Here is a 12,468-nt window from a genome sequence, read left to right as displayed (position 1 = left end):
ACGAAGGCTTTGTCATCCATTCCGAAAGCGGTCGTGGGGGTGGCATTCAGCTTGATCCGCAAGCCATGCAGACAACCGCCCGCCTTGCCGTGTCCGAGGTCTTTGCCCTGTTGATCAGCGTGGCGGCCATGCGCGCCGCACAGAACCTGCCCTTTTCCGATCTGGCGGATGCGGGGCTGGCCAAGATCGAAAAGTCACTGCCATCCGACAAGGTCCGTGATTTGCGGCGGTTTCTGGACTGCCTGCATATCGGAGAGCTGTCACCGCATCAGGACCTGTCCGATCTGGGGCCGATGGATGCCAACCTGCTGCCTGTCTTTGAAACCGGGTTCCTGAAACGCGTACATATCCAGTTCGACTATCGCGACGCCAAAGGGAACAAGACACAGCGCAAGGTCGAACCGCAAGCCATGCTGATCCTGCAACCGTTGTGGTATCTGGTGGCGTGGGACCCGGCACGAGGCGACTTCCGCCACTTTCGAATGGACCGCATCAGCCGTCCCAAATGCCTTGAGGATGAACCGTTTCGCTGGCGGCATGTGCCGTTCGAAGACGATGTTTGCCCCTACAAGGACCTGCCGCGCTAGCGTGTAGCTGCAGCCCTCAGCTGTCGCCAACCGCATCGCGCCAGTGCCGCCGGCACAGCGATACATAGGTCTCGTTTCCACCGATCTGCACCTGCGCGCCATCCGTGATCGCCCGGCCCTCGGCATCCTGCCGGATCACCATAGTCGCCTTCTTTCCGCAATGGCAGATGGTGCGCACTTCGCGCATCTCGTCGGCCAGCGCCAGCAGCGTTGCGGACCCGGGAAAGAGCTTGCCGCGAAAATCCACCCGCAATCCATAGCACATGATCGGCAGGCCCAAATCATCCACAGCCCGCGCCAGCTGCCACACCTGATCCTCGGTCAGGAACTGCGCTTCGTCGACAAAGACACAGGCGACAGGCCCCTTGGCTTGCCGCGCCACAAGCGTCGCAAAAAGATCATCGGTGCTGGTGAACGTGTCAGCCTCTGCCCCGATCCCGATCCGCGAGGCGATACGCCCCGCCCCGGCCCGGTCGTCAAAGGATGCGGTCAGCAGGTAGGGTTCCATCCCCCGCTCACGGTAGTTGTGGGCAGCCTGCAACAGCACGGTCGACTTGCCCGCGTTCATGGTGGAGTAGTGGAAATAGAGCTTGGCCATGCGCGGCTGCATAATTTGGCTCGCATGTCTGGGCAAGACACCAGGTGGGTGCAAGGGCCGCGCGCATGATCTTGTTGCCTGCGTCGCATGCCCCTGCGCCGCTTCGGCACTGGGTGACAATGGGATGGGCCGTGGGTGCTCGCGCGCCCGACTTGGGGATGATGCCCCTCCCGATACACTAAACGTCCGACGGATCTACCACCCCTGCTGCCGGTCAGATCGGCCTGTCGCCCCCACGGGACAGAAGATGTGGCAGACCCCACCCAAACCCGGAACTTGGGGGCACCGGGTACTTGTTACATCCCGAAAACCTCTGGGATGCTTTTAAAAATGACATTTCATGGCTAGACGATTAATGGGAAAAGATCGGCCAAGTTCCCCCGCTCAGGTGGTTGAACTGGGGATTTGCGTATCAAGGGGGCGGGCTCATGACCGTTGGCAGCTATTTAAAGAAGCACACTGAGTCGCTGGTAAAGGATGTCGGCATCGAAGCGGCATGCAAACTGACGGGAAAGTCCAAAGCGACCCTGGGCAGGTACTATTCCGACAACGAAGAACACTCGGACCGCTTCATGCCCGTGGACGCGGTGATCGCACTGGAGGAAGCGGCAAGCTACCCCCATGTCACCGGCGCACTGGCCGAACTGCAGGGCATCACGCTCAGCCACGATGACCGCCGCCCTAATTCAGACCGACCCGGCGGCGTGAACTCGGACGTGATCGCACTCAGCCAGCGCTTTGCCATGCTGATGACCGAATACCAGCAGTCGATCGAAGATGGCGTGATCACCGTCAACGAGGCCAAGCGGTTGCTCAAAGAAACAACCTTGCTGCAGCAGGTCCTGATCGACATGAAACTGCATCTCGAGGATGAAAGTGCCTGACGATCTTCCGGCCCTCGTGGCCGAGGCATTGTCGCAGATCGATACAGACGCCCTGCGTGCGCCTCATGATCCGGGCCATCCCCCACGCATCCTTCTACTCTACGGTTCTCTGCGCGACGTCAGCTATTCCCGCCGCGCGGCCGAGGAAGCGGCGCGCATCCTGCGCCACCTCGGGTGCGAGACACGGATGTACGACCCGTCCGGCTTGCCGCTTGTCGATGATGCAGAGGCGGATCAACCCAAAGTGGTCGAACTCCGCGACCTCACCACATGGTCCGAAGGCATGGTCTGGTCCAGCCCGGAACGCCATGGCGCGATGACTGGCCTGATGAAGACCCAGATCGACTGGCTACCCCTGTCGCTCAAGGGTGGCATCCGCCCCACGCAGGGCAAGACACTGGCCGTCATGCAGGTGTCGGGCGGATCGCAGAGTTTCAACGCCGTAAACCAGATGCGTATCCTCGGGCGCTGGATGCGGATGGTCACCATTCCCAACCAGTCCAGCATCGCGAAGGCATGGCTGGAATTCGAAGACGGGCGCCTGCCCGAAGGTCCCTTCTACCGCCGGGTCGTGGACGTGATGGAAGAGCTGGTGAAATTCACGTGGATGGTGCGCGGTCGCAAAGACTACCTCGTTGATCGATATTCCGAACGGGTCGAAAGCGTCGAAGACGTGCACAAGCGGGTGTCACTGAAAAAGCTGTGACGCTAACAAAGCCGGGCCACCCTTGGCGATGGTTCAATGACGTCGCATCCCTACCGCCTGGCTTCATTGAGCGGGCCAATCAACTCAATCCGGTTGGTCCACACATAGCCATCAAAAGCGTCCGGTACCTTTGCAAAGCTTTCCGCGTCATCAATCCCGCTGGAAAAACCCGACCCGTCATAGGCACCGGCCAGAATGACATCGGTTCCCGCCGCCTCCAGCCGACGGGTAAAGCGATGCGGCCATCCCCACATAAAGCCCGCATAGTTCTGCGGCACCATGACAATCGCATTGCGGCAGCTTTCCGGAACATAGCTGCTCCACCCCAATGCGAGGTACCGAACAAGGCAATCCTGCAACCCGGCCTTGTCAAACCCGCGTAGGTCCGGAACGGCCCCCAGTGTCACCCGTGTCGGTCTCTGCCCGCCATAGACACCATAGACCTGCCCGCGGACCTCAGGCCGTTGCAACATCTGCGCAAGCGCCACGCCTTCCGCGCGACGACGGCTTTTGAAGTTGATCAGGAATTGTCCATCCATGGCCTCTGCGAATACCTCGTCCAGAGACGGCATGAGGCCAGCCGCATTTCCCCGCAAGGGATAGGTGCCGGTGCCGTCATCAAGCCGATAGCCGATATCAAGCGCCTGAAGCGCAGCAAGGCTCTGTTCATGCGTGACGCCCGCTCCATTGGTGCGGCAATCAATGGTCCAATCGTGGAAAACGGCAAACACCTCGTCAGGCGTCAGGTGAATATCGATCTCCACAACATCCGCGCCAAGGCGAAAGGCCTCCTGCATGGAGGGGATCGTGTTCTCGATAAAGGCATGTTCAATGGGCTCAACCGGTGAGGCGTGGCAGGCATCACCCGACCTGTCGGATCCAGCGTAAATGTGGTGAACCCCGCGATGCGCGATCACGCGGGTCTGGTGCTGATCCACCCCGGAAACAAATAGCGATGTGTTCGCGGCCCACACACCCAGGACCAGAAGCAAAACCACACTGGCAAGTCGTTTCATTGTCCGTCCCATGGCCCGAACATTAGAGCGCGCGCCAACATGTTGAAATGTCGAAACCCAACCTGTCAGCGCCGACAGCAAGGATACGCCGGACCGCCATTACACAAGCACGAATGGCGGGTCGCAGTTGGACGATGTACGGCCTCACGGTCACGGTTTCCGACAGCCGTTTTTCTGATGCAACGGCGATCAGTGCAGAAATGGCTGCGCCTTTTTCAGAAGCTTGCCCGCCGCCGGGAAGCAGGATGCGTCGCACGTGGTTAAATTCGTCCTTCCTGACCGTGCGGCAGACAACCGACTGAACTCAGGCACAGAAACGAAAAAAGTGAAGAATGGCCAAAGCGACCGAACACCTTGTCCCCGCGGGGACAAATCACCCTAGACCGCGTTTGGCAGCGGTTTTCCGTCCAGAAACGCCGCGATATTCTCCACCGCCATCAGCCCCATCGCCTCGCGCACCTCAAGTGCGGCAGTGCCCAGATGCGGCAGCAGCGTCACGTTGTCCAAGGCCCGAAGGGCGTCGGGCACCTGCGGTTCATGTTCATAAACATCCAGCCCCGCGCCTCCAATGGACCCAGCTTCCAGTGCCGCTGTCAAAGCGGCCTCATCCACCACGTCCCCGCGTGCGATATTGACCAGATGCGCGTGTTCCTGCATCGCCCCGAGCACATGTGCATCAATCAAGTGGTGCGTGTCCGTCCCCCCGGGGACAGCGACAACCAGCACATCGACGGACGCCGCAAGGTCGGGCAGTTCCTTGACCCGCTCGGCCGGGAATCCGAGGTTCTTTTGAGACCGGTTGAAGTACGCCACGTCCATGCCGAACCCGAAATGGCACCGATGCGCAATGGCCTGCCCGATGCGTCCCATACCCACGATGCCGACCCGCTTGCCACTCATGTGCAGGCCCAGCATCTGCGTTGGATGCCAGCCGGGCCACGCGCCCGCCCGTACCAGCCGCTCGCCCTCTGCCGCACGGCGGGCTGACATCAGGATCAGCATCATCCCGATATCCGCCGTCGCATCGGTGACGGCACCGGGCGTGTTGGTGACGGCGATCCCCTTGGCCTGCGCGGCGCTTGCATCAATATGGTTGTACCCAACGCCAAAGTTCGCCAGCAGCTTGCAACGCGGCTCAGCAACATCGGCGAACACGTCGGCCGAGAAAGCATCTCCCAAAGTCGGCAGAACCACATCGAAATCGGTCAACGCGCGCCGCAACTCTTCCGTTGTCAAAGGCAGGGTCTCGGTCCGCACCTCCACATCGCATCGGTCCTGTGCAGCCCGCACCACGCTGTCGGGCAAAGGGCGTGTGATCCACAGTTTCATCAATGCATCCGCCCACCGACAGGCACATCCTTGTCGGGTGTGGCCAGCACGATGTCTCCGTTGTCATCAGGGAACCCGAGGACCAGAACCTCGGACATGAAGGGCCCGATCTGACGCGGCGGGAAATTCACCACCGCCATCACCTGACGGCCCACCAGCGCGTCGGGATCGTAGTGCACCGTCACCTGCGCCGAGGTCTTGCGTTCCCCCAGGTCGCCGCCGAAATCGACCCACATCTTAATGGCGGGCTTGCGCGCCTCCGGGAAAGGTTCGGCCCGCACCACACGACCCACGCGGATGTCGACCTTCATGAATTCATCAAATGAAATCTCAGCCACGGGCCAACTCCTTGGATCGTTCACTTGCTGCTTTAACAGCGCGCGGTAACAGGCTGGGAAAGCCTGCCTTTTCATCCATCAGAACCTCAAGTGCTGCCTGCGTTGTCCCATTCGGACTGGTGACGTTGACGCGCAATTGCGAGGGATCCTCATCCGCCTCCATCGCCAAATGCCCGGCCCCTGCCACCGTCGCCTTCGCCAGCTGCATCGCCAAATCCTCGGGCAGACCCTGCGCCACGCCGCCAGCGGCCAGCGTTTCAATCAGATGAAAGACATAGGCCGGACCGGAGCCACTCACGCCAGTGACCGCATCCATCTGTTCTTCGCTGTCCAGACGCACAACGTCACCCACGGCTGAGAGCAGCATATCGGCTTCGTCCAGAGCCCCTTGTCCGGCATCATTGGCACAGATCGCCGTGATCCCACGCCCCACGGCGGCGGGGGTGTTGGGCATCGCGCGAACGATGGGACTGGTTGTGCCAAAGGCCTCTTCGAACGCAGACAAGGGCGTGCCTGCGGCCACGGACACAAATACCGTGTCCCCACCACCAAAGGCAGCAATGGCGGGCAAAGCGTCACCCATCATTTGGGGTTTCACAGCGATTAGGATGACGGCAGGATCATCGGGCAATTCGGCGTTCACATGCACGCCAGAGCCATGGACCCAAAGCGAAGGCGCTGGGTCTTGCACCCAGACCGAGGTGGCAGGCAGGCCCCGTTCGAGCCATCCGGCGAGCATCGCCGATCCCATCTTGCCGCAGCCCAGAAGCACGAGGCCCCGGGCTGCAATCCGACTGTCTTGCATGAAATCCCCCGTTCGTTCAGGGGCGCAGGTTAGGCGCGGCCATAAGCCTCCGCAATAGCGACCTGCATCGCATCTTTGGGTGTCCGATCCCCCCAGACCAGAAGCTGCAGAGCGGGATAGTAACGCTCAGCGCTCATCACCGCGGCACCGATCATGGTGTCGATCTGTTCGGCACTTGCCATCTGGCCGCCCGACAGAACAAGGCCGTAACGATAGACCATCAGCTTTTGCTCTGCCCAATAGGTGAAGGACCCCGCCCAGCACTGGTCATTCACGTGGTTCAGAAGCTCGTACAGTCCGCCGAGTTTCTCCTCTGGCGGCTCCATTTCGAAGGTGCAGACCATGCGGAGCGTTTCGTCATAGCCGGACCATGCGAGCGTGATGGAGTAGGTGCGCCACTGTCCTTCGACGGCCATTGCGATCTGGTCGTCGGCGATGCGGTCGAAATCCCATTCGTGGTGTTCGGCCAGATGCTCGACGATGTCGATAGGATGAATCTCATCTTCCAGGAACTGCTCGGAAAGTGCCATGGTGCCACCTCTTATTCGCTAGTAGCGCGGGGGGCTGGCAGCGCCCCAAGCGCTAGGTGCCTGCTCTAGAAACCGGGGCGATCCCCCGTGCCTCTACAAGATATGGTGACGAGGGTGCGGCCATCTGGCAACCCTTTATTTGGGGATAAGCCCAATAAGTTGGGGATATGATGGATTCAGGGGCAAGATGGGCGAGCAGTGCGAAGGACGCACAGCCTACCGACGCTTGGTCGCACGGAATGGCAGATGCGTGGACGAAACCGCCACTCACTCAGATCGCTGTCCGGACTCGACTCGTGCCGAAGGCGCTGGTCCAGCTGTGCTTCATTTTGAGTGCGGACAAAGCGATGCCTGTTTTAAAGGCACCCGAGGAAGAACTATCCTGCAGCTTCCCTCTCGAACTGGCGAAACTTCGCCATATGAGCCGGGAGTAAGAAAATTTAACTTCCCGCTAAAGTAGAATTCTGGCTTACTTTAAAAAAAGGCCCGGGGCAGTCGACGCGTTAGACCTCTCGAGTGCAACACAGTCTGTTTTCAGAGTGGGGGCACTGATGGCTACATTCACAGACACGATAGATACTCCTGGATCCTACACGTTCCAATTTCCAACCAATGGTGAAGACAATCAATTCACGGGCACAATCGATCTGCCGCCGACGGTCAATGCGCTGACAATCAATATACAAGGGCCTGCCGGTGCCGCCAGCGATGGGCAGATCGAAACTGTCGTGCTGAACTTTCCACCCGGTTTCAGTTTGATATCAAACGGTTCCTTGCCTTTGGGAGGCAATGAGACGCCGCCAGCCGAGACACAATTCTTCTTCCTACAGAACCAAACCGGCGGCATCGTTGGAAACATCCAGATCACGGCAAACAATGTCACGATTGTAGAAGACTTCATACCGATCTGCTTCGTCAAAGGCACTCGCATTCTGACGGCAAAAGACGGATACAAACCGATCGAAAAGATTAGTGTTGGTGAACGCGTTCTGACACGCGACAACGGGATGCAACCTATCAAATGGATTGCAAAGTCGTATTTCTCGCAAAAAATGATGGCTCGAGAACCAAAGTACGCTCCGGTTTGCTTTGCACCAAATGCCATTGGCAATGAGAGTTCCCTAAGACTCTCTTCTCAGCACCGCATTCTCATCTTTGGAAGCGTGCCAGAGGTGCATTTCGGACAGAGTGAAGTTCTTGTGCCAGCAAAAGCATTTCTAAATGCGTCGACTGTCACGCGGCCCGAGCCCGACGCGATGGTCACCTATTACCACCTCTTGTTGGACAACCATGAGCTGATCCTGTCGGATGGCGTTTGGTCAGAGAGCCTGCAACCCGGCTCCCAAGCGATGATCAGTGCCGGTGGTCTGGTTGAATACGAAAAGGCCATTGAAGACTCCGACGAAGCAATTGCAGCCCGTCCTGCCCTGAAAGGCTGGGAGGCGGAGATGGTCGCGCGTCTTGTCTTGCAGGATTACGTCATTGATGCCGAACGCAAACGAGCCCGTTCGACCGACCCTGCCGTCTCTTCAGATGCTTTTCAGAAAACCAGCTCTGCACAGTCACTCGAAGACAGGCTTGTATCAAAGCACCCTTTTGTTGGGCGTTCCGGGGATCAAGACCCTGGCAGAGAGAGGCTTCAATGATCTCACCCAAAAGGATCATTTGGTGCATGTGCCTTCCGGCCATTGTCGCAGGATGTGAACTTACCCCCGACCAGTTTGAAACCACTCCAGTCACGGTGAAAACCAGCCAAGGTTTCGTCTCGTGCCAACTCTATTCACATGACTACGTGTTATGGGATCGTGCGATTGATTGGCCAAATGCGATTAACGGCGAACAAGCTGACCGATATTGCCAGCAAGAGGGGCACCGAAAGATGGCGGAAAGAAAAGATGATGGTACGTCCTGAGTTGCCTTTTGCGGGTGAAACAATGCACTTCCAGTATGTCCTGTGTGTCAACCTGAGCCAGCTACGATGTGGCATGCAAAAGCGGTTTCATTTGGCAGCCCTCTTTCAAATTGAAGAGAACCGATAAGCATGTGGTGGACGTCTGAGCTGGCTGTTTCAGCCCTCTCACTCACATAGGCTGCACACGGCCACAGACTGTCGTGGTTTAAATGGTCGGCATGGGCCTAATCCGGCGGGTCGATTGCAGCCAACACTCAGCCCAAATCGAAAACACGTGCGACAAACGGCTCGCGACCTCCACACATGGCCTGCGAGCGGCGCGCCCTAGAATTTCTCGCAGCCTTCAAAGCCTTCGTTGTTCAGGAACTCCCCAAAATCCAGTGCGCGCGCGTCGCCGATTTGCAGCACAAGGTTGAGGGAAGCGGCCTCGACCCGGGTGCGGTCGTATTCGTCGTTGCACCGATACTGCGTGGACCAATCGCTCCACCGGACGTCAAAAACCGTGCGGTTATCGCGTTGGCGGTAGAAGTAGGCGCGCACGCTGTCCTTGTCGACGATGTAGCGCCCGTTGATCACGATCAGGTCCGCCATGGCGCTGGTCGCCAAAAGCGAAAGGACAACGGCAAGGGCGGGGATTTTGAAGGACATTTCGGATCCACTTCTCAGGCTGTTGGTCGCACAACTCTCAGACAGCTTATCACGGTATTGCCCTTTGCCCAGCGTGCGGCGCGTGTGACCATCCCCGACCGTGGATGCGAGCGAACGACTGCCAGCGGGTATCCAAAGGGAACACGCGCGGTCATGCGCCATGCGGCAACAAAAAAGCCCGGCAAGAGCCGGGCGTTCAACGTGTCGGACATGGGGAAGGCTTACTTCCCTTCAAGTGCCTCGATACGTGCCTTCAGCGCTTCGTTCTCTTCCCGCGCTTTCTGCGCCATGGCGCGCACCGCGTCGAACTCTTCGCGCGTGACGAAATCGCGATCCGCCAGCCAGCGGTCCATCATGGATTTCATCGCCGTCTCGGCCTCGTCCTTTGCACCCTGGGCCACGCCCATCGCATTGGTCATCAATTGCGAGATGTCGTCGAAAATCTTGCCGCGTGCTTGCATGATGTCGTGTTCCTTTGAAACCTGTTGCCTATATGGGCACAGACGCGGGGCGAGGCAAGGTTGACCTGCCCCCCAAGCAAAGGCATTGAGACGCAGATGACAGGCGCACTCCCCTTCCCCGACATTTCGCCCGAGATCTTCTCGATCTCGCTTTTCGGCATGGAACTGGCCCTGCGCTGGTATGCTTTGGCCTATATCGTGGGCATCATCATCGGCTGGCGGCTGGTGGTGATGGCGCTGAAGGCCCCGCGCCTGTGGCCGAACCAGACACCCCCGCTGAGCCCCGGCCAGACAGAGGATATGCTGACCTGGATCATTCTGGGTGTCCTGTTGGGGGGGCGTTTGGGCTATGTGCTGTTCTACCAGCCGGGGTCGTATCTGAGCGATCCGCTCTCCATCATCGCGATCTGGGAGGGCGGGATGTCCTTTCATGGCGGTATGCTGGGCGTGATCCTCGCGTTCTGGCTCTATACCCGCCGCCACAAACTGCCCCTTTTGACCACCGCCGATGCGGTGGCGATTGGCACACCGCCCGGTCTGCTTTTGGGTCGGATGGCGAATTTCATCAATGCCGAGCTGTGGGGACGGCCGACCGAGGTACCGTGGGGCGTGGTCTTTCCCGGACAGGCGGCTCAGTTTTGTCCCGACATAGTGGGAGCCTGCGCGCGGCATCCGTCGCAGCTTTATGAAGCATTCCTGGAAGGCTTTGTCCTGCTCGTCGTTCTGCTGTGGATGGCGTGGCGGCGGCATGGGTTCAAGAAACCCGGCCTGCTGACGGGCGTGTTCCTTGCGGGCTATGGCATCAGCCGGTTCCTTGTTGAATTTGTACGCCAACCCGACGCGCAATTCATTTCCGAGGGCAATCCGCTGGGCCTTGCATGGCATATGGGCGGCTATGGCCTGACCATGGGCCAGATCCTGTCGCTGCCGATGATCCTGCTGGGCCTATGGCTCATCACCCGCGCCCGCCGTCGGGTTGCGGCTACGGCATGAGCCTGAAGGACGGCCTGATCGCGCGCATCGCGACGCATGGGCCGATCACCGTCGCGGACTACATGGCCGAGGCGCTGCTGCATCCCGTGCATGGCTACTACATCACCCGTGATCCGCTGGGCGCCGCGGGTGATTTCACCACAGCACCCGAGATCAGCCAGATGTTTGGAGAGCTTGTGGGCCTGTCGCTGGCCCAAAGCTGGCTGGATCAGGGCGCGCTTGCGCCGTTCACTCTGGCAGAGCTTGGACCGGGACGCGGCACCTTGATGGCCGATATCCTGCGCGCAACCGCGCGGGTGCCTGGATTTCATGACGCGGCACAGATCACTTTGATCGAGGCATCGCCCACGCTGCAAGAAGTACAGCGCAAGACCCTCGACGGGTTTGACATCACTCATGCCAACAGTGTCGATCATCTGCCCGACACCGCGCTTTGGCTGGTCGCAAACGAGTTTTTCGACGCCTTGCCAGTGCGGCAGTTCCAGCGCGATGGCACGGGCTGGCGCGAAAGATGCGTGGGCCTTAGCGACAACACATTGTCCTTCGGCCTGTCGCCCGCCGCCCCGCAAGCCATGTTGGAGCATCGGCTGGAAGACACAGAAGACGGCCAGCTGGTCGAGATGTGTCCGTCGGCAGCGCCGATCATGTCGGCCATCAGCGCTCGGATCGAGACACATGGCGGTATCGCGCTGATCATCGACTACGGCGACTGGCGGTCACTGGGCGACACCTTGCAGGCCCTGCAAAACCACAAAACCGTCGACCCGCTGACCGATCCCGGGCAGGCCGATCTGACAGCCCACGTGGATTTTGAAGCGCTGATACAGGCCGCCAGCCCGGCCGCCTTTTCCCGGATCACCCCTCAGGGTGTGTTCCTCGAACGGCTTGGCATCACGGCGCGTGCGCAGGCATTGGCCGCAAAACTGGACGGTTCCGCACTGGACGCTCACATTGCGGCACATCGACGGTTGACGCATCCGGATGAAATGGGAAACCTGTTCAAGATTCTGGGGCTTTTCCCAACCGCTGCCGCACCACCGCCCGGACTGGAACGATGACGTTGGAAATTCTGACTGCCGAGAGCCTGGCACCTGTCCGGCACGGGTTTTTCACCCGCAAGGGAGGCGCATCCTCGGGCATCTTTGCTGGCCTCAATTGCGGCGTGGGCAGTTCGGACCAGACTGAAATCGTGGCAATCAACCGCAGTCGCGTGGCTGAAGCAATGGACGTCGGCCCTGACAAGCTGGCCGGGGTGCACCAGGTTCATTCCGGCGAAGCAATTCACGTCACAACCGCGCCCGAGCCAAAACCCAAGGCGGATGCGCTGGTCACGACAACACCGGGTCTGGCGCTGTCCGTGCTGACCGCGGACTGTCAGCCGGTTTTGTTCGCAGATGCCGAGGCACAGGTCATCGGTGCCGCACATGCAGGCTGGAAAGGCGCGCAGGCCGGGATCATGGAGGCAACGGTTGACGCCATGGTCACCCTTGGCGCCACGCGCGAAAACATCCACGCGGTCATTGGCCCCACCATCAGCCAACGTGCTTACGAGGTCGGGCCGGAATTCTTTGACATCTTTCTGGACGAGGATCCGGAAAACACCCGCTTTTTCGCGGGCGGCGACGGGGATCGGATGCATTTCGACCTTCCGGGATACGGGC

15 protein-coding genes are annotated in these 12,468 nt (G+C 59.6%); 7 read left to right on the top strand and 8 right to left on the bottom strand.

Annotation, left to right across the window (positions count from 1 at the left end):
- Window positions 1-587 (top strand): helix-turn-helix transcriptional regulator (locus AC6RA8_RS17285; RefSeq protein ID WP_500354319.1); only part of this gene is annotated, 587 nt, incomplete at its 5' end.
- Window positions 588-603: 16 nt separating this feature from the next.
- On the opposite strand, the gene AC6RA8_RS17280 is transcribed toward AC6RA8_RS17285, so the two are convergent.
- Window positions 604-1,185, bottom strand: a complete 582-nt coding sequence (locus tag AC6RA8_RS17280; protein ID WP_500354317.1) for a thymidine kinase — start codon at window positions 1,183-1,185, stop codon at window positions 604-606.
- A gap of 428 nt (window positions 1,186-1,613) precedes the next feature.
- On the opposite strand from AC6RA8_RS17280, the gene AC6RA8_RS17275 reads away from it, so the two are divergent.
- Together AC6RA8_RS17275 and arsH are read left to right on the top strand one after the other, a co-directional pair.
- Entirely contained in the window at window positions 1,614-2,069 is a 456-nt protein-coding gene (locus AC6RA8_RS17275; RefSeq protein ID WP_189369492.1) for a hypothetical protein, read from the top strand.
- Complete coding sequence (gene arsH, locus AC6RA8_RS17270) at window positions 2,056-2,775, top strand: arsenical resistance protein ArsH (RefSeq protein ID WP_500354315.1); 720 nt, start codon at window positions 2,056-2,058, stop codon at window positions 2,773-2,775. The genes AC6RA8_RS17275 and arsH overlap by 14 nt, the downstream gene beginning before the upstream one ends.
- 50 nt (window positions 2,776-2,825) lie before the next feature.
- Here the strand turns inward: arsH and AC6RA8_RS17265 are convergent, their stop codons facing one another.
- From AC6RA8_RS17265 to AC6RA8_RS17245, 5 genes are all read right to left on the bottom strand, one after another.
- Window positions 2,826-3,791: a glycerophosphodiester phosphodiesterase family protein gene (locus AC6RA8_RS17265; protein WP_500354313.1), complete on the bottom strand. Its 966-nt coding sequence runs from the start codon at window positions 3,789-3,791 to the stop codon at window positions 2,826-2,828.
- Window positions 3,792-4,169: 378 nt separating this feature from the next.
- Complete coding sequence (locus AC6RA8_RS17260) at window positions 4,170-5,120, bottom strand: 2-hydroxyacid dehydrogenase (protein ID WP_500354311.1); 951 nt, start codon at window positions 5,118-5,120, stop codon at window positions 4,170-4,172.
- Window positions 5,120-5,458, bottom strand: a complete 339-nt coding sequence (locus AC6RA8_RS17255) for a tRNA-binding protein (RefSeq protein ID WP_500354310.1) — start codon at window positions 5,456-5,458, stop codon at window positions 5,120-5,122. Before AC6RA8_RS17255 ends, AC6RA8_RS17260 begins: the two co-directional genes overlap by 1 nt.
- Entirely contained in the window at window positions 5,451-6,263 is an 813-nt protein-coding gene (gene proC, locus AC6RA8_RS17250; protein WP_500354308.1) for a pyrroline-5-carboxylate reductase, read from the bottom strand. Before proC ends, AC6RA8_RS17255 begins: the two co-directional genes overlap by 8 nt.
- A 29-nt stretch (window positions 6,264-6,292) precedes the next feature.
- The gene (locus AC6RA8_RS17245) at window positions 6,293-6,793 is read right to left on the bottom strand and encodes a type III secretion system chaperone family protein (RefSeq protein WP_500354306.1); all 501 of its coding nucleotides are present in this window, start codon (window positions 6,791-6,793) and stop codon (window positions 6,293-6,295) included.
- Window positions 6,794-7,344: 551 nt separating this feature from the next.
- On the opposite strand from AC6RA8_RS17245, the gene AC6RA8_RS17240 reads away from it, so the two are divergent.
- Window positions 7,345-8,439, top strand: coding sequence for a Hint domain-containing protein (locus tag AC6RA8_RS17240; RefSeq protein ID WP_500354305.1), 1,095 nt, complete (start codon window positions 7,345-7,347; stop codon window positions 8,437-8,439).
- Window positions 8,440-9,029: 590 nt separating this feature from the next.
- Here the strand turns inward: AC6RA8_RS17240 and AC6RA8_RS17235 are convergent.
- Together AC6RA8_RS17235 and AC6RA8_RS17230 are read right to left on the bottom strand one after the other, a co-directional pair.
- Entirely contained in the window at window positions 9,030-9,353 is a 324-nt protein-coding gene (locus tag AC6RA8_RS17235; RefSeq protein ID WP_500354303.1) for a hypothetical protein, read from the bottom strand.
- 221 nt (window positions 9,354-9,574) lie between these two features.
- The gene (locus AC6RA8_RS17230) at window positions 9,575-9,814 is read right to left on the bottom strand and encodes an accessory factor UbiK family protein (RefSeq protein ID WP_189369483.1); all 240 of its coding nucleotides are present in this window, start codon (window positions 9,812-9,814) and stop codon (window positions 9,575-9,577) included.
- A 96-nt stretch (window positions 9,815-9,910) separates the two neighbouring features.
- On the opposite strand from AC6RA8_RS17230, the gene lgt reads away from it, so the two are divergent.
- The 3 genes from lgt to pgeF all read left to right on the top strand — a co-directional run.
- Entirely contained in the window at window positions 9,911-10,807 is an 897-nt protein-coding gene (gene lgt, locus AC6RA8_RS17225) for a prolipoprotein diacylglyceryl transferase (RefSeq protein ID WP_500354301.1), read from the top strand.
- On the top strand, window positions 10,804-11,865 hold the full coding sequence (locus AC6RA8_RS17220) for a class I SAM-dependent methyltransferase (protein WP_500354299.1): 1,062 nt from the start codon (window positions 10,804-10,806) through the stop codon (window positions 11,863-11,865). Before lgt ends, AC6RA8_RS17220 begins: the two co-directional genes overlap by 4 nt.
- On the top strand, window positions 11,862-12,468 hold a 607-nt coding region (gene pgeF / locus AC6RA8_RS17215; protein WP_500354297.1), incomplete at its 3' end, for a peptidoglycan editing factor PgeF. The genes AC6RA8_RS17220 and pgeF, both read left to right, overlap by 4 nt.

The organism is Tateyamaria sp. (assembly GCF_059783535.1).
Note: the sequence above shows the minus strand (reverse complement) of the source record. Positions and strands in the feature narration are given on the sequence as shown.

Excerpts from the sequence above, each read along its gene's own strand:
- proC (WP_500354308.1), bottom strand. The coding sequence starts at position 6,263 with ATGCAAGACAGTCGGATTGCAGCCCGGGGCCTCGTGCTTCTGGGCTGC.
- AC6RA8_RS17275 (WP_189369492.1), top strand. The coding sequence starts at position 1,614 with ATGACCGTTGGCAGCTATTTAAAGAAGCACACTGAGTCGCTGGTAAAG.
- AC6RA8_RS17245 (WP_500354306.1), bottom strand. The coding sequence starts at position 6,793 with ATGGCACTTTCCGAGCAGTTCCTGGAAGATGAGATTCATCCTATCGAC.
- AC6RA8_RS17235 (WP_500354303.1), bottom strand. The coding sequence starts at position 9,353 with ATGTCCTTCAAAATCCCCGCCCTTGCCGTTGTCCTTTCGCTTTTGGCG.
- AC6RA8_RS17220 (WP_500354299.1), top strand. The coding sequence starts at position 10,804 with ATGAGCCTGAAGGACGGCCTGATCGCGCGCATCGCGACGCATGGGCCG.
- AC6RA8_RS17260 (WP_500354311.1), bottom strand. The coding sequence starts at position 5,120 with ATGAAACTGTGGATCACACGCCCTTTGCCCGACAGCGTGGTGCGGGCT.
- AC6RA8_RS17280 (WP_500354317.1), bottom strand. The coding sequence starts at position 1,185 with ATGGCCAAGCTCTATTTCCACTACTCCACCATGAACGCGGGCAAGTCG.
- lgt (WP_500354301.1), top strand. The coding sequence starts at position 9,911 with ATGACAGGCGCACTCCCCTTCCCCGACATTTCGCCCGAGATCTTCTCG.
- AC6RA8_RS17240 (WP_500354305.1), top strand. The coding sequence starts at position 7,345 with ATGGCTACATTCACAGACACGATAGATACTCCTGGATCCTACACGTTC.
- arsH (WP_500354315.1), top strand. The coding sequence starts at position 2,056 with ATGAAAGTGCCTGACGATCTTCCGGCCCTCGTGGCCGAGGCATTGTCG.
- AC6RA8_RS17230 (WP_189369483.1), bottom strand. The coding sequence starts at position 9,814 with ATGCAAGCACGCGGCAAGATTTTCGACGACATCTCGCAATTGATGACC.
- AC6RA8_RS17265 (WP_500354313.1), bottom strand. The coding sequence starts at position 3,791 with ATGAAACGACTTGCCAGTGTGGTTTTGCTTCTGGTCCTGGGTGTGTGG.